Genomic DNA, 18,908 nt, shown 5'->3' with positions numbered 1-18,908 from the left:
CCGGCAGTACAGCAGGTTGCCCTGACGGTGCAGCTCCCATTGGCTCTTGGGCAAGCACCGCAGCTCCTACTGAAGGCAGACTCCCTGGCTAGAGGGCAGCCCCCGGATGAAATGCCAGAGCTGGCGGTCCGGTCATAGCGCCCCCTGCGGCCGGCGGTCCATTGACGACCTTGCGGTCCAGGCCTGCTCCCCCCTATGTCCCAGGCAGCAAATGTTCGAAGAGCACGTTGCCCAATTGCTGGAAAACCTGCAATGCGGAAAAACCAGGCCGGGTAATCTCTACCCGGCCCAGGTTGATGCCTTGCGAGTTGCCCGGATCAGTCCTTCCTGACCCGGAACCAGGCCGCATACAGCGCTGGCAGAAACAGCAGGGTCAAGACCGTGGCGATAATCAGGCCGCCCATGATGGCCACCGCCATCGGCCCGAAGAACACACTGCGCGACAGCGGAATCATCGCCAGTACCGCCGCCAGGGCAGTCAGCACGATGGGACGGAAACGCCGCACAGTGGCTTCGATGATCGCATCCCAGGGACGCAGGCCAGCCTTGATGTCCTGTTCGATCTGGTCCACCAGGATCACCGAGTTGCGCATGATCATCCCGGACAGGGCAATGGTGCCGAGCATGGCCACAAAGCCGAAGGGCTGGCGGAACACCAGGAGGAACAGGGTGACCCCGATCAGCCCCAGGGGCGCAGTGAGGAACACCATGGCGGTGCGCGAAAAACTGCGCAGCTGAATCATCAGCAAGGTCAGCACTACCACGATGAACAGCGGCACGCCGGCCTTCACCGAGTTCTGGCCACGGGCCGAATCCTCGACAGTGCCGCCCACCTCCAGCAAGAAGCCGTCCGGCAGTTCGGCGCGAATCGGCTCCAGGGTCGGCAGAATCTGCTGCACCAACGTCGCCGGTTGTTCCTTGCCGTAGATATCGGCACGCACGGTGACGTTGGGCAAGCGGTTACGGTGCCAGATCACCCCTTCCTCGAAGCCGTACTCCAGGGTCGCGACCTGGGACAGCGACACGCTCTGGCCGTTGTCGGTGGGCACTGCCAGGCTTGGCAACAAGGCCAGCTCAGTGCGCTCCTGCTGGGTTCCGCGCAGGAGAATCTCGATCAGTTCGTTGTCCTCACGGTACTGGCTGACGGTGGAACCGATCAGCGAGCTCTGCAGGAACTTCGACAGGTTGGCCGTGCTGACACCCAGCGCCCGGGCCCGGTCCTGATCGATATTCAGGTAGACCACCTTGCTCGGCTCCTCCCAGTCCAGGTGAACGTTGACCACATGGGGGTTCTCCCGCACCTTGACAGCCACCTTGCGCGCCAGGGCGCGAACCTCCTCGATGTGCTCGCCTGTGACCCGGAACTGCACCGGGTAACCCACTGGCGGACCGTTCTCCAGGCGCGTGACCCGAGAGCGCAAGGCCGGGAACTGTTCATTGAGGGTCGCGATCAGCCAACTGCGCAGGCTCTCCCGCTCCTCGATGGTCTTGGCCAGCACCACAAACTGGGCAAAGCTGGTGGCCGGCAGTTGCTGGTCCAGCGGCAGGTAGAAACGCGGCGAGCCGGTTCCCACGTAGGCCACGTAGTTGTCGATGCCTGGGTGGTCCTTGAGCATCGCCTCCAGGCGCTTGACCTCATCGGCGGTGTTGCTCAGGGAAGCACCTTCCGCCAGTTTCAGGTCGACCATCAATTCCAGGCGGCCCGAGGCCGGGAAGAACTGCTGCGGGACAAAACGGAACAGCATCACCGAACCGACGAATGCCAGGATGGTCAGGACGATCACGGTCTTGCGCCGCTCCACGCACCAGCCCACCACCCGGCGCACGCGCTGGTAGAAAGGCGTGCCGTGGGGATTGGACTCGGCGCCGTGCTTGGCGGCGTGGATCTTGGCCAGGTCCGGCAGGAGCTTTTCCCCCAGGTAGGGAACGAAGACCACGGCGGCAATCCACGAAGCCACCAGGGCGATGGTCACCACCTGGAAGATCGAGCGGGTGTACTCGCCGGTGCCGGACTGGGCCGTGGCAATCGGCAAAAAGCCCGCTGCGGTAATCAGGGTGCCGGTGAGCATGGGAAAGGCGGTACTGGTCCAGGCAAAGCTGGCGGCCTTGATCCGGTCGAAACCCTGCTCCATCTTGATCGCCATCATCTCCACCGCAATGATCGCGTCATCCACCAACAGCCCCAACGCCAGCACCAGCGCGCCCAGGGAAATCTTGTGCAGGCCTATCCCCAGGTAGTACATGGTGGCGAACGTGATCGCCAGCACTAAGGGAATCGCCAGGGCCACTACCATGCCGGTGCGCACACCCAGGGAGAAGAAGCTCACCAGCAGGACAATGATCAGGGCCTCGGCCAGCACCCGGACAAACTCGCCGACCCCGGTTTTCACCGCCGCCGGCTGATCGGACACCTTGCGCAACTCCATCCCCGCCGGCAGGCTTTTCTGCAGGCGGGAGAACTCGCCTTCCAGGGCCTTGCCCAACACCAGGATGTCGCCGCCGTCCTTCATCGCCACGGCCAGGCCAATGGCGTCTTCCCCCATGAAACGCATGCGCGGTGCCGGTGGATCATTAAAGCCGCGACGCACATCCGCCACATCACCAATGCGGAAGGTGCGATCGGCGACCCGGATCGGGAAATTGCGGATCTGCTCCACCGTCTGGAAGTTGCCGGATACCCGCAATTGCACCCGCTCGCTGGGGGTCTCGAAGAACCCCGCAGTGGACACTGCGTTCTGCTCCTCCAGCGCCTTTTGCACCGCTGCCAAGGGCAGGCCCAGGGTTGCCAGCTTGACGTTGGATAGCTCGATCCAGATCTTTTCGTCCTGCAGGCCCAGCAGATCGACCTTGCCCACGTCCTTGACCCGCTGCAGCTGGATCTGGATACGGTCGGCATAGTCCTTGAGCACGGCGTAGTCGAAGCCCTGCCCTGTCAGCGCATAGATATTGCCGAAGGTCGTACCGAATTCATCGTTGAAGAAGGGTCCCTGGATGCCCGGCGGCAGGGACTGGCGAATGTCGCTGATCTTCTTGCGAACCTGATACCAGAGTTCGGGAATCTCGTTGGAGTGCATCGAATCCCGGGCAATGAAGGTCACCTGGGATTCCCCGGGGCGGGAGAAGGAAACGATGCGATCGTACTCGCCGGTTTCCATGAGTTTCTTTTCAATGCGCTCGGTGACCTGGCGCGACACTTCCTGGGCCGTGGCCCCCGGCCAGTTGGTGCGGATTACCATGGCCTTGAAAGTGAAAGGCGGGTCTTCGCTCTGGCCCAACTTGGTGTAGGACAGCGCACCGACAATGGCCAGCAACAGCATCAGGAACAGGACGATCTGGCGATTGCGCAACGCCCATGCAGAAAGGTTGAAACCCATCGGGGACTACTCCTTGACCGCCAGATTGACCACACGGTTGGAGCGATCCACCGGGCGCACCTGCAAGCCCTCATGGAGCACATGCACCCCGGCTGCCACCACCCAATCGCTGGCGCTCAAGCCTTCGAGCACCGGCACTGTCTTCTCACCGAAGGCACCGACCCGTACCGGCGTCTTGTGCAAGGTGTTGTTGGCATCGACTCGCCAAACGTAGGTCGCGCCCCCTTCGGCAGTCAGCGCCGACAATGGCACCGACAGCGACAGCGCATCAGCGCTCTGGATGAACACCCTGGCGCTCTGGCCCAACTCCGCCGGAACCTTGCCGGCACTGAAGGCAATGCGTGCGGCAAAGGTCCGGGACTTGGGATCGGCAGCCGGGGACAGCTCGCGGATGCGCCCGTCGAAACGTTGGCCCGGCTGGGTCCAGAGTTCCACCGAGACTGGCTGGCCGACCTTGAAGCGACCGTAGTTCTGCTCGGGGAAGCTGATCAGCACCTCACGCTCACCGTCAGTGGCCAGGGTAAAGACTGTCTGCCCGGCCGCCACCACTTGCCCCACTTCCACTGCGCGCTTGGCCACCACGCCATCCTGCGGGGCACGCAGCACGGCATAACCGGCCTGGTTGTTGGCCACGTCGAACTCGGCCTTGATCTGCTTCAGGCGTGCTTCACCAGCACGGTAGAGGTTTTCGGCGTTGTCGTATTGGGAATGGCTGACCATCTGCCGCTCCAGCAGGGTCTTGTAGCGATCACGCTCGGCGCGCACCAGATTGAGGTTGGCAGTGGCCGCCGTGACTTGGGCCCGAGTGGCCTCCAGTTGCAGGCGAACATCCTGGGGATCGAGTTCGGCCAGGGGCTGATTGGCCTTGACCCGCTCGCCCTCTTCCACCAGTCGTCGACTGACCTTGCCACCGATACGAAACGCCAGCTCGGGTTCGTAGCGGGCTCGCACCTCGCCCGGATAACTGTCCGAAACCCGCGCCGAAGGCTCTGGCTGAACCACCATGGCCGGTCGAACGCCAATTTGAACGGGCTCTTCGTGCCCACAAGCAGACAGAAAAAAAGCCAGGCTGACTGGCAAGGCATAGCGGAACATGGCGGCGACCTTTCGCTAATGGTGCTTGGAATAATTATACTGGCCGGTATGTTATTAATAGCAAACTCACCAGTCCAGTATTAACAGCGAAAAAATGTCCGACAATCACTCCGCAAACGTTGGGCCAGGCAGGCCCAAGGATCTGGCCAAGCGCCAGGCCATTCTCGAAGCAGCGAAAAACCTGTTTCTGAGCAATGGCTACGCCAGTACCAGCATGGATGCGGTCGCCGCCGAAGCCGGCGTTTCAAAACTCACGGTCTATAGCCATTTCAACGACAAAGAGACCCTGTTCACCGCCGCCGTGGTGGCCAAGTGCGAAGAGCAGCTGCCCACGCTGATCTACGAACTGACGCCCGACACACCGGTGCGAGGCGTCCTGTTGAACATCGCACGAGGCTTTCATCAGCTGATCAACAGCGACGAGTCGGTGAACCTGCATCGCTTGATCATGGCCCTGGGCAATCAGGATCCCAAGCTCTCGCAAATGTTCATTGAGGCCGGCCCCGAACGCGTACTGCAGGGTATGGAGCGGCTGCTGGGGCGAATCAATCAGTTAGGCACCTTGCACATCGACAAGCCGCGCAATGCCGCCGAGCATTTCTTCTGCATGCTCAAGGGCGGGGCGAACTTCCGCCTGCTCTATGGTTGCGGCGAGCCCTTGAGAGGCCCCGCTGCGGAAGAGCACGTGCAAGAAGTGGTGGATCTGTTCATGCGCGCCTACCGGCCATAGAAACCGGCATGTGCGGGAGCAGGCTGGTGTAGGAGCTGGCTTGCCAGCGAAGAGGCCCTGAGATCGCCTTCGCCGGCAAGCCGGCTCCTACAACCAGGAGCCCTCCCCTGAAACCGCTTTTGCCAGCAAGCCGGCGCCTACATCGGGTTCAGGCCTTGAGGGCCTTCTTCGGGTAGATATCGTAGCGACTGGATTTGCCTTCCAGTCCATGGCTTGGCTTCGGCCCTTCAATGCACGGTGCCTTGCGCGGGCGCTTGACCACCACTCGATGGCTGGCCAGGGCCAGGGCTGCGGCCAGCAGTGCCGGAGCGTCATTGTCGTCCCCCACCAACGGCCGGAACAGACGCATTTCCTTTTTCACCAAGGCGCTTTTCTCCCGATGGGGAAACATCGGATCGAGGTAGATCACCTGAGGCGGCTCGCCCTCCCAGTTGCGCATCAGCTCGATAGAGTTGCCCTTGAGCAAGTGCATGCGGGCAACGATAGGCGCCACCTCGGCGTCCAGCGCCCCCCGGGCCAACCCGTCCTCCAGCAGCGCACCAATCAATGGCTGGCGCTCGATCAGACTCATCTCACAGCCGAGGGTAGCCAGGACAAACCCGTCCTTGCCCAAGCCTGCCGTGGCATCCAGCACCCGTGGCCGCACGCCCTGAGCAACGCCCACCGCCTTGGCAATCATCTGCCCGCTGCCACCACCGTACAGCCGCCGATGGGCCGCTCCGCCTTCAACAAAGTCCACCCGCACCGGCCCTGGTGCATCGGCGCCCAGCTGTTGCAATTGCAGCCCCTGCTCACCCACCTGCAGGGCAAACTCGGCCTCGTCGATCTGCAACGGCAGTCCCAGGCGTTGTGCCCATTGCTGAGCCTGCGGCGCGAATTCAGCGTCCAGGGCCTCGACTTTGATGCGGCAGGCCGCGGGTTGCTCATTCATCTGAAAACACACTCAAAAAATTAATGATCGGCAAAAACTGCCGATAACAGAACTATCGGCCATTTTGCCAGAGCTCAGCGTCGACCGAGAGCAATGTCAGACATTCAACGCACATCGATAGGTTATATCTCTCGCCACGGCGACTATGGCCTACGCAACTCCCAGGCACTGAGCGGCGTCAGCCATCTGTGGCAGGACTTCTTTGCCCAGGCCCTGGCCGAGCAACAGGGAGAAGGCGCGAGCGTTGACGGGCTGCCCGCGGTGGCCATTGATGGTCCCGTGGAGCCGGTTGGCGGCACCGATGTTCTGACGCAGATCGTCAACCAGCGCCATTGCGATGTTCAGGACACCGAGATTCGTCCCCCTGAGCCGCTGTTCCTGCCGATCGCCGAATTCGAAATGGAGCTGCTGGACAAACCGGCTCCGCCCTTCCCTCCAGAAGAAATCGTTGCCCAGCAACGTCAGCAGGACTTTGAGAGTGGCTGGGTCCGCCCGATCGTGCTCAATGCCGGTCAGCCGCTGCCGGCCCCCGGCCCGGCGCCGGAACCACGTCCGCTGCACCTGCCCATCGCCGAATTCGAACTGGACCTGCTGGATAAACCGGCCGAACCGTTCCCGCCGCAGGAGCTTATCGAGCAACAGCGGCAGATGGACTTCGACATCGGCTGGGCACGCCCACTGATTCTGCAGAACCTGCGCATCGCCGCCTGAGCCGGCTCCTCAGCGACATATCCACCAAGGCCCTACATCCAGATGAAAATGGTTGCGATGGGCGCTGTTGTAATCCGGCCCCAGTACCACATTGAATGCATCGCAGGCACCGTCCCGGGCCAGTCGCAAAAAACGTCCCGCATCGCTGTCCTTCGGCCAATCCTTGAGCACACTGATGCTGCGCCCGTCCGCCAGTCGAAAACCGGCAATATCCAGGGCGTTGGCACTGGCGTGCTGACTGCGAGCACCATTCTCACGACTGTACATATTGCGGCAGGCAAAACTGCCCAGATGATCGACCCGCGCCACGCGCTGCCCATACACCGCCTGTGCCGCGGGCTGCAGCCCGTGGCGCTCATAAAGGGCAAAGGCCACCGCCAGTGGGCAACTGGCAAGGAAGCTGCTGCTCAAGGCGACATCGCCACCTTGCACGCGCAAGGTATTGCTCAATGGGCAGGCCACATCACCACGACTGTCGGGCTGGCGACTGGTGCGCAAGCCGGAACGGCCAAGCACCTCGTCGCACAGCTGCGGATCGTCCCGCAGCCGCGCCAGCTTGAAGCGGGTCAACAGATTCGGCTTGGCCCTTACATCCAGCGGCGCCCAAGGGTTCCAGGCATCCGCCAGCGGCACCCAGCCCAGGCGTATACCGATCAACAACAAGGCGCCCAGCAACAACAGGACGCCCAGAATTCTCACCACCCGCACAGAATGTCCCGCTTTATGGCTGTTTGAACAATTGATTGATCTGCCGAAACGGCATCGCACGATCGGCAAAATCAAAGCGACCATGCTCGCGGATATCCTCCGCAGCCCGGTAGAAAGCACCATAGGCGGCCCGGGCCAGGGCCGAACCGACACTGATGCGCTTGACCCCCAGCTCCGCCAGTTGCGCCACGCTCAGGTTGAGGCCACCGGACATCAGCACGTTCACCGGCTTGGGCGCCACAGCCCGTACCACCTGCACAATCTCCTCGGCGCTGCGTAGGGCCGGAGCATAGAGGACATCGGCACCGGCTTCGGCAAAGGCCTGCAAGCGGCGAATGGTGTCTGGCAGATCATCACGACCGTGGAGCAGGTTCTCCGCCCTGGCAGTCAGGATGAAGGGGAATGGCAAGCTGCGCACGGCGGCAGCACAAGCCTCGATACGCTCCACCGCCAGGTTGAAGTCATAGATAGGGTCGTCGGCGCGACCGCTGGCGTCCTCGATCGAGCCTCCAACCACACCACTGGCTGCCGCCAACAACAGGGCTTGGGCGCAACCTTCAGGACTGTCGGAAAAGCCGTTTTCCAAGTCCACCGCCACCGGCAGGCTGCTGGCACCGACGATGACCCGCACATTGTCCAGGGTGTCTTCCAGGCTGACGGCGCCCTCGGCATCCGGACGCCCCAGGGAGAAGGCATAACCGGCGCTGGTGGTGGCCAGGGCCTCGAACCCGAGACCGGCCAGCATCTTCGCGGAACCGGCATCCCAGGGGTTGGGAATGACAAAGGCGCCGGCACGTTCATGCAGGGCTTTGAAGGCATTGGCTCGAAGGGTTTGCGCGTCCATTTGCTCGCTCCGGAAGAAGGCAATGAAGACGCCTCAGAGCAAGCCGAGCTGCTCCGCGGCGGGCTCTCTGTATAACTCAGGCAACGCGGGCAAGCCAGGCAAACGTTGCATCAGCTGGCTATGAAAACGGCGGGCCAGTTCAGCGGCCAGTCGGTTGTCCGAGGTATGCAGGAAGAAATAAGGGGTACGCCCCTCTTCGATCCAGCCGGCGACCTTGTCGATCCAGGGCACGAGAAATGGATCGTTGGCCTCAAGCTCCGGATGACCGATGAAGCGCACTTGCGGAAACTGGGTGAACGCCGCAGGTCGCGGCGGCACCTTGGGCTTTTTCGACTGGGCGTGCAGCACCGCGGGAGCAGTGGACGTGCAACTGAACAGGGCCCGTGGATCAAGGCAGATACGCTCGACGCCACGCTCACGCAACAGTCGGTTGAGCATGCGCTCCGCATCGCCCTTGGCAAAGAACTCCGGATGCCGGACCTCCACCGCCAGCGGCCGCTCCAGACCCTCGATAAAGCCCGCCAACTCCCCCAGACGCTGCGGTGCGAAGCTGGCCGGCAATTGCAGCCACAAGGGCGACACACGTTCCCCCAGGGGGCTGAGCAACTGGATAAAGGTCTGGGCAGCGCTCAGTTGTTCGCGCAGGTCACCGCCGTGGCTGATGTCACCGGGAAACTTGGCGGTGAAACGAAAGTGCTCGGGCATGATCTGGGCCCAGCGCTGCACAGTGCCGGGCGCGGGCCGTGCATAGAAGGTGGTGTTGCCTTCAACGGCATTGAAGACCTGGGAATACAGGCCAAGGAAATCAGTGGGTCGCGCATCCTCCGGGTACAGGTACTCACGCCAGGCGTTTTCGCTCCAGGAAGGACAACCCAGGAAATAAGGCAACATCAGATGTACAGATCGAGCCCCACCACTTCCAGATCCCAATCGACAAAGCCGGCGGTGGTCAGGTAGCTGGCCAGGGCATTGGCCACGCTCTTTTTCATCGCGCGCTGAAAGATCATGTCCTGAGGACGGGCGGGGAGATTACCGGTGCGGGGGGCAGATGCCTGGGAACGGCTTTGAGTCGCAGGTTCGGACTGGACTTCAATGGCGTCGTCATCGTCCAGAGACTCGTCTACCAGCGCCAGGCCTTTACGAGGCTTGCGCTTGATGGGGTAGGACTGAGAGGAGATGCCGTCTATGCGCATACTGAAAAGCCCGGGGTCAATGATGGCAATTTAGCGGCACCGCTTCGACTTAGCAAATGCCCAAGTGATAACTAGAACACAGAAAAGCCAAAAGGTTTAAACCCGAGCAGAATCGACTCCGAAAACCAGACGATTGGCCGGTTTACACCGGAAAAATCTGAACCCCCCGCAAACACTTGGACCACCCTCAACGGGCTTTGGGCGTGGCCACCTTGTCGCGCAGATAGACCGGTTGTGCATCGTCGGCAACTATCGCTTCGCCCCGCTCCCAGGCAAATTTCGCCAGGGTCAGCAGGTCTTCGGCGTGGGGCAGCATGCCCGCGTCCTGACCACTGAGAGGGACCGCGATGCGCTCGCCATAACCCCAGCCGGTGCCCGCGCCGAACCAGTCGCCGCTGGCCCCTTCCGGCAAGGCCGCGACTTCCGGCGGCAGCACCGCTTCGGCGCCCACCAGACGCATCTCGCCAGCCGTTTCCCGGTAGCAGCCCCAATAGACTTCATCCATGCGCGCATCGATGGCCGAGGCCACCTGGGTCGCACCGTGCTCACGCAAGGCGCGCTGGGCCAGCACCGCCAGGTTGGACACCGGCAGCACCGGACGCTCCAGGGCGAAGGCCAGCCCTTGCACCACGCCAATGGCGATCCGCACGCCGGTGAAAGCGCCGGGGCCACGGCCAAAGGCAATCGCATCCACCGCCTGCAAGGTGGTGCCGGCATTGGCCAGCAGCTCCTGGATCATCGGCAACAGCTTCTGCGCATGCAGGCGGGGAATCACCTCGTAATGGCTCGTAACCTTGCCGTCATGCAGCAAAGCAACGGAGCAAGCTTCAGTCGCGGTGTCCAGGGCCAGCAAGGTGCTCATCGGGGGTTCCATCGGCATTGAAAAAAGTGACGCATTATAAACAGCAACGGCCCGCAAGCGGGCCGTTGAACGATCAAACGATCAGGCAACTCAGCTCAGGGCTTCGAGCACCTTGGCGGTGATCACTTCCACCGAACCCACGCCAGGGATATGGCTGTACTTCGGTTTGCCCTGAGCCGCGGCCAGTTGCTGGTAGAACTCCACCAGCGGCTTGGTCTGGGAGTGATAGACCGACAGGCGATGACGCACGGTTTCTTCGGTGTCGTCCTTGCGCTGCACCAGGTCTTCACCGGTGATGTCGTCCTTGCCGGCAATCTTCGGCGGGTTGTAAACGGTGTGGTAGACCCGGCCCGAAGCTTCGTGCACCCGGCGGCCGGCAATACGCTGGACGATCTCTTCGTCGTCAACAGCGATTTCTACTACGTTGTCCAGCTCAACACCGGCTTTGACCAGCGCTTCGGCCTGAGGAATGGTGCGCGGGAAGCCGTCGAACAGGAAGCCATTAACGCAGTCGGCCTGGCTGATGCGTTCCTTGACCAGGTTGATGATCAGGTCATCGGACACCAGGCCACCGCTGTCCATCACGCTCTTGGCCTTCAGGCCCAGCTCGGTGCCGGCCTTGACCGCAGCACGCAGCATGTCGCCGGTGGAGATCTGTGGAATGCCGAACTTTTCGGTGATGAACTTTGCCTGAGTACCTTTACCGGCCCCGGGAGCTCCCAGCAGAATTACGCGCATCGATGTGCTCCTCAATTTTTTATTTAGAAACGCTCGGATTCGCCTCGTGGGGCCAATCTCAAAAATAGGATAGTGGCCGCCCAAACGGCCAAAGGCTGATCAAGATACACAGCCGACACAGCGCACACAAGCAGTCGAAAGTCGGAGGAACCCGGCCCTTTTGTGCCCCATCGGCACGGTAGAACAAGTCGCAACCCCATAACAAAGTGTCGCCAGATGAATCTGAGCGACACCTTGGGATTGTCCCGATCAGGGCCGTGCCAAAGCAGGCCGACAGCCCTCTGCAACCTCAGCCGGTATTGCGCAAACCGGCGGCGATACCCGCTACGGAGACCAGCAGCGCCTGTTCCAGGGGGCTTCCTTGCGGCGCCTCCTGTTTGCGCGAGCGCGCCAGCAACTCCGCCTGCAACAGATGCAGCGGGTCGAGGTAGGTATTGCGCAGGCGGATGAACTCCAGGGTGTCGGGGCTGTGGGCCAGCAGTTGCGACTGCCCGGTCAGGCCCAGGACCACCGCGCAGGCCTGCGACAATAGGTCGCGTAAATGCGCACCCAATGGCAGCAGTTCCGCTTCCACCAGGCGCTCGTCATAGGAACGGGCAATGTCGGCATCGGCCTTGGCCAGGACCATCTCCAGCATGTCGATGCGAGTGCGGAAAAACGGCCATTGCTCACGCATCTGCCCCAGCAACTCACCCTCGCCTCGGGCCAGCGCCTTGCTCAAGGCCGCTTCCCAGCCGAGCCACGCCGGCAGCATCAGGCGCGTCTGAGTCCAGCCGAAGATCCATGGGATAGCCCGCAGGCTTTCAATGCCACCGGCACGGCGCTTGGCCGGCCGACTGCCCAGGGGCAGGCGTCCCAGCTCCTGCTCCGGGGTGGACTGGCGGAAGTACTCGACAAACTGCGGGTTGTCCCGCACCACCGCGCGATAGGCCTGGACCCCGTCGCTGGCCAGCTCGTCCATCAGGTGACGCCAGGCTGGCTCCGGAGGCGGCGGCGGCAGCAAGGTGGCTTCCAGTACCGCAGCCAGATAAAGGTTGAGGTTCTGCTCGGCAATGTCCGGCAGGCCAAATTTGAAACGGATCATTTCCCCTTGCTCGGTGGTGCGGAAGCGCCCCGCCACCGAACCCGGAGGCTGCGACAGAATCGCCGCGTGGGCCGGACCGCCGCCGCGCCCCACAGTACCGCCGCGGCCATGGAACAACAGCAGTTCCACCTGCTGTTCACGGCAGATATCCACCAGCCGTTCCTGAGCCCGATATTGCGCCCAGGCCGCAGCGGTGGTCCCGGCATCCTTGGCCGAGTCGGAATAACCGATCATCACTTCCTGAGGCCCTTGCAGGCGTGAGCGATAGCCCGGCATGTGCAGCAGTTTTTCCATCACCGGCCCGGCGTTGTCCAGGTCCGCCAGGGTTTCGAACAGGGGCACCACACGCATCGGCCGCAGCACCCCAGACTCCTTGAGCAGCATCTGCACCGCCAGTACATCGGAGGCCGCGCCCGCCATGGAAATCACGTAGGAACCCAAGGAAGCCGCCGGGGCGACGGCGATCTCGCGACAGGTAGCGAGCACCTCCGCCGTGTCAGCCGAGGGTTTGAAATAACCCGGCAGCAAGGGACGGCGACTGCTCAGCTCGCGCATCAGGAAGCTGATGCGATCTTCCTCGCTCCAGTCCTCATAGCGGCCCAGGCCCAGATAGTCGGTGATTTCGGTCATGGCCGAGGTGTGCCGACTGGAGTCCTGACGCACATCGAGACGCACCAGGAACAGGCCGAACGTCACCGCCCGCCGCAAGCAATCGAGCAATGGGCCATCGGCGATCACCCCCATCCCGCATTCATGCAGCGACTGGTAGCACAGTTGCAGCGGCTCCAGCAGGTCACGGTTGTTCTGCAATACCTCGGCACCCGCCGGCACCGGAGCGCCAAGCGCTGCATGCGCCCAGTTACGGGTGGCCCGCAGACGCTCGCGCAATTGCTTGAGCAGCGCCCGATACGGCTCGGCACTGTCCCCGGCCCTGGCCAGCAAGGCCGCGTTGGCCTGTTGCATGGACAGTTCGGCGGCCAGGTGATCGACGTCCCGCAGGTACAGGTCGGCAGCCATCCAGCGCGCCAGCAACAGTACCTCCCGGGTCACGCTGGCAGTGACATTGGGGTTGCCGTCCCGGTCGCCGCCCATCCACGAAGCGAAGCGGATCGGTGCCGATTCCAACGGCAGGTGCAGCCCGGTAGCCTCGAACAACGCCTTGTCGGCCTTGCGCAGGTAGTTGGGAATGGCCTGCCACAAGGAGTGCTCGATCACCGCGAAACCCCATTTGGCCTCATCCACCGGCGTCGGCCGAGTACGGCGTATTTCCTCGGTGTGCCAGGCTTCGGCAATCAAGCGCTGCAGGCGTTCCTGGATCTGCCCGCGCTCGGCGCTGGTGAGATCGCGATGGTCCTGGGCCGCCAGTTGCCCGGCGATGGCATCGTATTTCTGAATCAGGGTGCGGCGCGCCACTTCGGTGGGGTGAGCAGTGAGCACCAGCTCGATCTCCAGGCGCCCCAACTGCCGGGCCAGAGCATCGGCAGAATGCCCAGCAGCCCGCAGCCGAGCCAGCAGCTCCGGTAGTACCCGGGCCTCGAACGGCGCCGGCTGCGACTCGTCGCGGCGGTGGATCAACTGATACTGCTCGGCGATGTTCGCCAGGTTGAGGAACTGGTTGAAGGCCCTGGCCACCGGAAGCAGTTCGTCCTCGCTCAACTGGTCGAGGCTGGCACTCAATTCGACCCCGGGCGAGCCCCGTCGATCGGCCTTGGCGCCCTTGCGAATCTGCTCGATCTTGTCGAGGAAAGCCTCCCCGTACTGATCACGGATGGTATTGCCCAACAGTTCTCCCAAGAGGTGAACGTCTTCGCGCAAGCGCGCATCAATATCGGTCATCGAGGTGTTCTCCAGCAGACTCAAGGCGGCACGGAAGGCTCAAGAGTGCCGCTTGCAGGCATCCCTTAGCAAGCACGTGGCAAACCGGCGCCCAACCTTCGGCGATGGAGCTAGTCTCAACAGTAGACCGCACAAGGGCCACGCACCGGCCCGGGCCGGTCACTCAACCCAACTTGCCACAAGCAGGCGTTCATTGAGGTCATCATGAAAATCCGTGAACTTGCGCAACACTGGGAAGAAAACGCCAAGGGTCGCCTGACCAAGACCGGCTACCGGATTCACCTGGATGTGGAAGCCGCCGCGCGCCTGGCCGCACTCTCCGAGATGTACCCCAAACGCCAGACCGAGGAACTGCTCGGCGAACTGATCGGCGCCGCCCTGGAAGAGCTGGAAGCCAGCTTCCCCTACATCCAGGGTCAGCACGTAGTGGCCACCGACGAGGAAGGTGATCCGCTGTACGAAGATGTCGGCCCCACCCCGCGCTTTCTGGCCCTGTCACGTCAACATCTGCAGTTGATCTCAAGCCAGGCCGACAAGCCCAAACACTGAGTCCACCGTCTCTCGTTTCCCTGATGAAAACCATCGTTCCCGGCCCTGAAAAGGGCCGGGGATACCCCTGCGCACAGCAAAAGTTCCCGATTTAGAGCCCTGACCAAGGCGTCAGATTTTTTTCCGGCCAATCGCCATCTTTCTCTGAACTATTCAAAAAAGCCTCGGGTCACACCCATTAGCCATCACTGGAACGGCCGTTTCAAATTTTGCCATCAGCGCCCGTCACTCAGCGTCACGGCGCCAGGACCGGGATGGATATTGATGTTTTTCAGGAGTTACCCAATGGAGTTGAAGACCATGAAGATCAGCACTGCCAAATCCTCGTTCACCTCTCTGCGCGGGCTGAAACTGGCCGCGCTGGCCCTCGGTAGCAGCATGGTACTGGCCGGTTGTGCCGGTAACCCGCCTTCCGAGCAGTACGCGGTCACGCAATCTGCGGTCAACAGCGCAGTGAGCGCAGGCGGCACCGAATTCGCCGCCGTGGAAATGAAATCGGCCCAGGACAAGCTCAAGCAAGCCGAGATTGCCATGCACGACAAGAAGTACGACGAAGCCCGTCGCCTGGCTGAACAAGCCGAGTGGGATGCCCGTGTCGCCGAACGCAAGGCCCAGGCCGCCAAGGCCGAACAGGCGCTGAAAGATTCGCAGAAAGGCGTTCAGGAACTGCGTCAGGAAGGTATGCGCAGCGTGCAGTAAGCCGCCGCCGATTCCCACGTACTCGTATTTGATTGAAAGGACGAACCATTATGCGCAAACAACTGATGATCCCTGCCCTGTTGGCCATGAGCGTAGCCCTGGCGGCCTGCTCCACCCCACCTAACGCCAACCTGGAAAACGCCCGGACCAACTTCTCCGGCCTGCAAGCCAACCCGCAGGCGAGCAAAATCGCGGCCCTGGAAACCAAGGATGCCGCCGACTGGATGGACAAGGCCGACAAGGCTTACCTGAACAAGGAAGACGAGAAGAAAGTCGACCAACTGGCCTACCTGACCAACCAGCGGGTTGAAGTGGCCAAGGAAACCATCGCCCTGCGCACCGCCGAAGCCAAGCTCAAGGACGCCGGCGACCAGCGCGCCCGCGCCATCCTCGATGCCCGTAACGCGCAGATCAAGCAACTGCAGGACAGCCTCAACGCCAAGCAGACCGATCGCGGCACCCTGGTGACTTTCGGTGACGTGCTGTTCGCCACCAACAAGTCCGACCTGAAATCCAATGGTCTGGTGAACATCAACAAGCTGGCGCAATTTCTCCAGCAGAACCCGGACCGCAAGGTGATCGTCGAAGGCTACACCGACAGCACCGGTAGCGACTCCTACAACCAGTCCCTGTCCGAGCGCCGTGCCGGCTCGGTGCAGATGGCCCTGATCCGCATGGGCGTCGACCCGGCGCGTATCGTCAGCCAGGGTTACGGCAAGGAGTATCCGGTGGCCGATAACGGCAGCGTTTCCGGTCGTGCCATGAACCGTCGTGTGGAAGTGACCATTTCCAACGACAACCAGCCGGTAGCGCCACGCTCGGCCATCAGCCGCAACTGATGGAGCGCCCTGCTTATATAGGCAGGTAAAACTATAGGCAGGTAAAACCAAACGCCGCCGACCTCTTCAGGTCGGCGGCGTTTTTTTATGCGGTTATCCAGATGGGAACCGGCTGGCCGGTAAACCGATCACTGCTGCAGTTGCGGCGTCTCTTGCCCCATGCAGCGCACGGCCTGCTTCTTCTTGTTCACCAGCACCCCGGTCAAGCCCTTCTGCTGGGTGTCGAACAACACCAGCACGCCATCGATGCACTGGGCCACTTCATCGGCCGGTTGCAGGGAGATCTTGTAGTCCTCGCCGGGCACGGTCTTGAGCATGGTGAAATCGCTGAGCAGCAGCGCGTCCTCCGGTTTGGCGAAGTGCAGGTAACCGTAGTACCACAGGCAGGCCACGGTGCCGATGATGCTGCAGATACCGGTGATGATCATTGGAATGGCGTTACGTTCTTCACTCATTGCGGACTCTCTGGAGGTTCAACTGCTGAATTCGGCGTCGCCGGGTAGTTGGGGATTTCCCCCAGGCGGCGCAACCCGTCGAAATGCTGCGGATCATCGAGGTAGCGCAGCATCACGCGGCGCCAGGTCGGATCGGCAAAGGTTTGCACATGGCCGCCGCGGGTCAGTTGCAGGACCCGCGGCGGCGGCGCAGCTTGATACACCCGGATGCCGTTGGAAAGGGGCACGATCGGATCATCGATGCTGTGGTAAATGAGTTTCGGCACGCCGGTCAGGCGCGGCAGCAGGTGAACCGCGCTGTCGGCGTCTGGCACCAGCCACGACAAAGGCACCTGCAACGACCAGGTCAGCCAGGACGTACTCAGGGCATAACGCCCGACATCACGGTAGCTGGCCGGCACGCCGTCGAGGACGATGGCCTTGAGTTGGGCCTGACGCTCGGGGTGCTCCACCAGATAATGAATGGCCAGGGCGCCGCCAAGGCTTTGTCCGAGGACGATCAAGGGTTTGCCTTGAACCTCCGGGGCCTGGTCCAACCACTTGAACGCGGCATCGACGTCCTGGTAGATCGCCGGCAGGCTCGGCGCACCTTCGGACAAACCATATCCGCGGTAGTCCAGCAGCAACACCTGATAGCCCTGCTCCGGCAACCACCAACTGCCCCCCAGGTGCCAAGCCAGGTTGCCGCCGTTGCCGTGCAGGTGCAGCACCGTGCCCTTGACGGCCACCCCCGGTTTGGCCGGCAGCCACCAGCCGTGCAGCTTGAGGCCGTCGGCGGTGGTCAGGGTAATGTCACGGTATTCGAGCTTGGCCCGTTCGGGGGTAAAGGGCAGCCCGGGCTCGGGATAGAACAGCAACGAGCTGCAGCCGGTGAGGCACAGCAGCAACGTCAGTGCGGCCAACAAACGCATCATCGGCCCATCCGTGCATCTATGAATACGTCCATGTGTGCCCCCGGAAAAATTCAAAGGATATTGGAGTAGTCCGCCTCGATCCGATCCAGGCTCAGGTGGTTGAGGAAGTTGGAGAAACACATCCACGCCGACAGCGCATTCATGTCGCGGAACTGGTCGGGCAGGTACTTGGGTGGCACCACCAGGCCTTCATCCACCAGTTGGCGCAAGGTGCGCATGTCTTCCAGGGTGGTCTTGCCGCAGAACAGCAAGGGGATCTGTTCCAGCTTGCCCTTGCGCACAGCCAGCTGAATGTAGTTGTAAACCATGATGAAGCCCTTGAGATAGGACAAGTCTTTGGTAAACGGCAGCCCGTTGGGCACCGAACCGCGGAACACCCGGCTGGCGTTGCCGTAGCTCTCGGCCATCTCGAAACCCTGCTCACGGAAGAACTCGAACACCTGCAGAAAGTCCGCGCCCTCCTCCACCATGTGGATGGCTCGGGTGCGGTTGGTCAGCTTGCGCAGGCGGCTGGGGTAGGAGGCAAAGGTGATGATCTCCATCAGGATCGCCAGGCCTTCCTGGGTCACCGTGGACGACGGCGGGCCCTTGGCCAGGAAGGTGCAGATCGGCTGGTTCAACCCGTTGAGGGTGGTGCCCACATGCACCAACCCCTCATGGACTTCCAGCGCCCGCACGTCCCGGTTGTTGAACATCGCATCGCTGCGGATCTTGATGTAGTCGGCACCCGCCGCCGCGTCGGCGACAATGCCATCGGACTCGAATACGCGGATGGTTTCCTCGGCCTCGCCGAACACTTTGTTCAACCGGCTTTGCAGCAGGCTCACCGCCTCCTTGGCGCTGAGAATCTTGGGTTCGTCCTTGAGATCGCCACGCCCGTCGATGTTGTTCAGGTAGTCGGACATCATCAGCCCGAGGTCTGCCAGAGTCGGATCACCGGCGTGGAAGGCATCGGACGCGGCGCCATAAAGCTCCTGGGAAATCAGCCCGAAATCAGCGGTCCCCCGGGCTTCGAGCATGCGCACCACCATGCGGTATTCCTTGCACATGCGGCGCATGATCTGCCCCACCGGGTTGAACTGGCCCAACTGGCGGGTGATGTCGCGCTCAATGTTCTGGAACTCCAGTTTCACCGCGCCAGAGTCGAAGGACAGCGGCCGCCCTTCGTAGTAGGCGCGGTCCACCGCCGGCATTTCCTTGCCCTTGGCCTTGAGAAAGCCCTTGCGGATGTTCTCGTCCCACTTCACCGCATCCAGCACCCGGATCGGTGTCTGGGCCAGCACTATGCGATCGGACAAAGTGCGTATCGTCTGCTGGTAATCGTCCACCCGAAACTCCTATTGAAT

18 protein-coding genes are annotated in these 18,908 nt (G+C 62.1%); 5 read left to right on the top strand and 13 right to left on the bottom strand.

Annotated features, from left to right (window positions below):
* Positions 1 to 317 precede the first annotated feature (317 nt).
* Positions 318 to 3,374, bottom strand: a complete 3,057-nt coding sequence (locus PQT43_RS02150; RefSeq protein WP_110652340.1) for an efflux RND transporter permease subunit — start codon at positions 3,372 to 3,374, stop codon at positions 318 to 320.
* Between the two features lie 6 nt (positions 3,375 to 3,380).
* Positions 3,381 to 4,469, bottom strand: coding sequence for an efflux RND transporter periplasmic adaptor subunit (locus tag PQT43_RS02145; RefSeq protein WP_253083740.1), 1,089 nt, complete (start codon positions 4,467 to 4,469; stop codon positions 3,381 to 3,383).
* A gap of 94 nt (positions 4,470 to 4,563) precedes the next feature.
* Here PQT43_RS02145 and PQT43_RS02140 point away from each other — a divergent pair, with 94 nt between their 5' ends.
* On the top strand, positions 4,564 to 5,199 hold the full coding sequence (locus PQT43_RS02140; protein WP_102861347.1) for a TetR/AcrR family transcriptional regulator: 636 nt from the start codon (positions 4,564 to 4,566) through the stop codon (positions 5,197 to 5,199).
* Between the two features lie 148 nt (positions 5,200 to 5,347).
* On the opposite strand, the gene PQT43_RS02135 is transcribed toward PQT43_RS02140, so the two are convergent.
* Complete coding sequence (locus tag PQT43_RS02135; RefSeq protein ID WP_272753452.1) at positions 5,348 to 6,130, bottom strand: class I SAM-dependent methyltransferase; 783 nt, start codon at positions 6,128 to 6,130, stop codon at positions 5,348 to 5,350.
* Positions 6,131 to 6,223: 93 nt separating this feature from the next.
* Between PQT43_RS02135 and PQT43_RS02130 the strand changes: the two genes are divergently transcribed.
* Positions 6,224 to 6,841, top strand: a complete 618-nt coding sequence (locus PQT43_RS02130) for an energy transducer TonB (RefSeq protein ID WP_110652338.1) — start codon at positions 6,224 to 6,226, stop codon at positions 6,839 to 6,841.
* A 9-nt stretch (positions 6,842 to 6,850) separates the two neighbouring features.
* On the opposite strand, the gene PQT43_RS02125 is transcribed toward PQT43_RS02130, so the two are convergent.
* The 7 genes from PQT43_RS02125 to ppc all read right to left on the bottom strand — a co-directional run bounded on the left by PQT43_RS02125 (position 6,851) and on the right by ppc (position 14,106).
* Positions 6,851 to 7,549: an extensin-like domain-containing protein gene (locus PQT43_RS02125; protein WP_102878534.1), complete on the bottom strand. Its 699-nt coding sequence runs from the start codon at positions 7,547 to 7,549 to the stop codon at positions 6,851 to 6,853.
* Between the two features lie 13 nt (positions 7,550 to 7,562).
* Entirely contained in the window at positions 7,563 to 8,393 is an 831-nt protein-coding gene (locus tag PQT43_RS02120) for an isocitrate lyase/PEP mutase family protein (protein WP_102878533.1), read from the bottom strand.
* Positions 8,394 to 8,426: 33 nt separating this feature from the next.
* Positions 8,427 to 9,287, bottom strand: coding sequence for a DUF72 domain-containing protein (locus tag PQT43_RS02115; RefSeq protein WP_272753584.1), 861 nt, complete (start codon positions 9,285 to 9,287; stop codon positions 8,427 to 8,429).
* Positions 9,284 to 9,586, bottom strand: a complete 303-nt coding sequence (locus PQT43_RS02110) for a hypothetical protein (RefSeq protein ID WP_102878532.1) — start codon at positions 9,584 to 9,586, stop codon at positions 9,284 to 9,286. The genes PQT43_RS02115 and PQT43_RS02110 overlap by 4 nt, the downstream gene beginning before the upstream one ends.
* Positions 9,587 to 9,773: 187 nt before the next feature.
* Positions 9,774 to 10,448, bottom strand: a complete 675-nt coding sequence (gene tsaB, locus PQT43_RS02105) for a tRNA (adenosine(37)-N6)-threonylcarbamoyltransferase complex dimerization subunit type 1 TsaB (protein WP_102878531.1) — start codon at positions 10,446 to 10,448, stop codon at positions 9,774 to 9,776.
* 90 nt (positions 10,449 to 10,538) lie between these two features.
* Positions 10,539 to 11,186 carry an adenylate kinase gene (gene adk, locus PQT43_RS02100; protein WP_102861340.1) on the bottom strand — a complete coding sequence of 216 codons (648 nt, stop codon included), beginning with the start codon at positions 11,184 to 11,186 and terminating at the stop codon, positions 10,539 to 10,541.
* A gap of 289 nt (positions 11,187 to 11,475) precedes the next feature.
* The gene (ppc, locus tag PQT43_RS02095) at positions 11,476 to 14,106 is read right to left on the bottom strand and encodes a phosphoenolpyruvate carboxylase (protein WP_272753451.1); all 2,631 of its coding nucleotides are present in this window, start codon (positions 14,104 to 14,106) and stop codon (positions 11,476 to 11,478) included.
* 204 nt (positions 14,107 to 14,310) lie between these two features.
* On the opposite strand from ppc, the gene PQT43_RS02090 reads away from it, so the two are divergent.
* From PQT43_RS02090 to PQT43_RS02080, 3 genes are all read left to right on the top strand, one after another.
* On the top strand, positions 14,311 to 14,655 hold the full coding sequence (locus tag PQT43_RS02090) for a pilin assembly protein (protein ID WP_102878530.1): 345 nt from the start codon (positions 14,311 to 14,313) through the stop codon (positions 14,653 to 14,655).
* Between the two features lie 285 nt (positions 14,656 to 14,940).
* Positions 14,941 to 15,354 carry a DUF4398 domain-containing protein gene (locus tag PQT43_RS02085; RefSeq protein ID WP_016967758.1) on the top strand — a complete coding sequence of 138 codons (414 nt, stop codon included), beginning with the start codon at positions 14,941 to 14,943 and terminating at the stop codon, positions 15,352 to 15,354.
* 50 nt (positions 15,355 to 15,404) lie between these two features.
* On the top strand, positions 15,405 to 16,193 hold the full coding sequence (locus tag PQT43_RS02080; RefSeq protein WP_272753450.1) for an OmpA family protein: 789 nt from the start codon (positions 15,405 to 15,407) through the stop codon (positions 16,191 to 16,193).
* 128 nt (positions 16,194 to 16,321) lie between these two features.
* On the opposite strand, the gene PQT43_RS02075 is transcribed toward PQT43_RS02080, so the two are convergent.
* From PQT43_RS02075 to PQT43_RS02065, 3 genes are read right to left on the bottom strand one after another with little or no spacing between them, the layout of a single operon-like run.
* Entirely contained in the window at positions 16,322 to 16,648 is a 327-nt protein-coding gene (locus PQT43_RS02075) for a hypothetical protein (protein ID WP_102878528.1), read from the bottom strand.
* Positions 16,645 to 17,559: an alpha/beta hydrolase gene (locus tag PQT43_RS02070; RefSeq protein WP_272753583.1), complete on the bottom strand. Its 915-nt coding sequence runs from the start codon at positions 17,557 to 17,559 to the stop codon at positions 16,645 to 16,647. The genes PQT43_RS02075 and PQT43_RS02070 overlap by 4 nt, the downstream gene beginning before the upstream one ends.
* 53 nt (positions 17,560 to 17,612) lie before the next feature.
* Positions 17,613 to 18,890, bottom strand: coding sequence for a flavohemoglobin expression-modulating QEGLA motif protein (locus PQT43_RS02065; protein ID WP_102878527.1), 1,278 nt, complete (start codon positions 18,888 to 18,890; stop codon positions 17,613 to 17,615).
* Positions 18,891 to 18,908 lie beyond the last annotated feature (18 nt).

It is taken from the genome of Pseudomonas sp. BLCC-B112 (assembly GCF_028550695.1).
Taxonomy (GTDB): domain Bacteria; phylum Pseudomonadota; class Gammaproteobacteria; order Pseudomonadales; family Pseudomonadaceae; genus Aquipseudomonas; species Aquipseudomonas danubii.
Note: the sequence above shows the minus strand (reverse complement) of the source record. Positions and strands in the feature narration are given on the sequence as shown.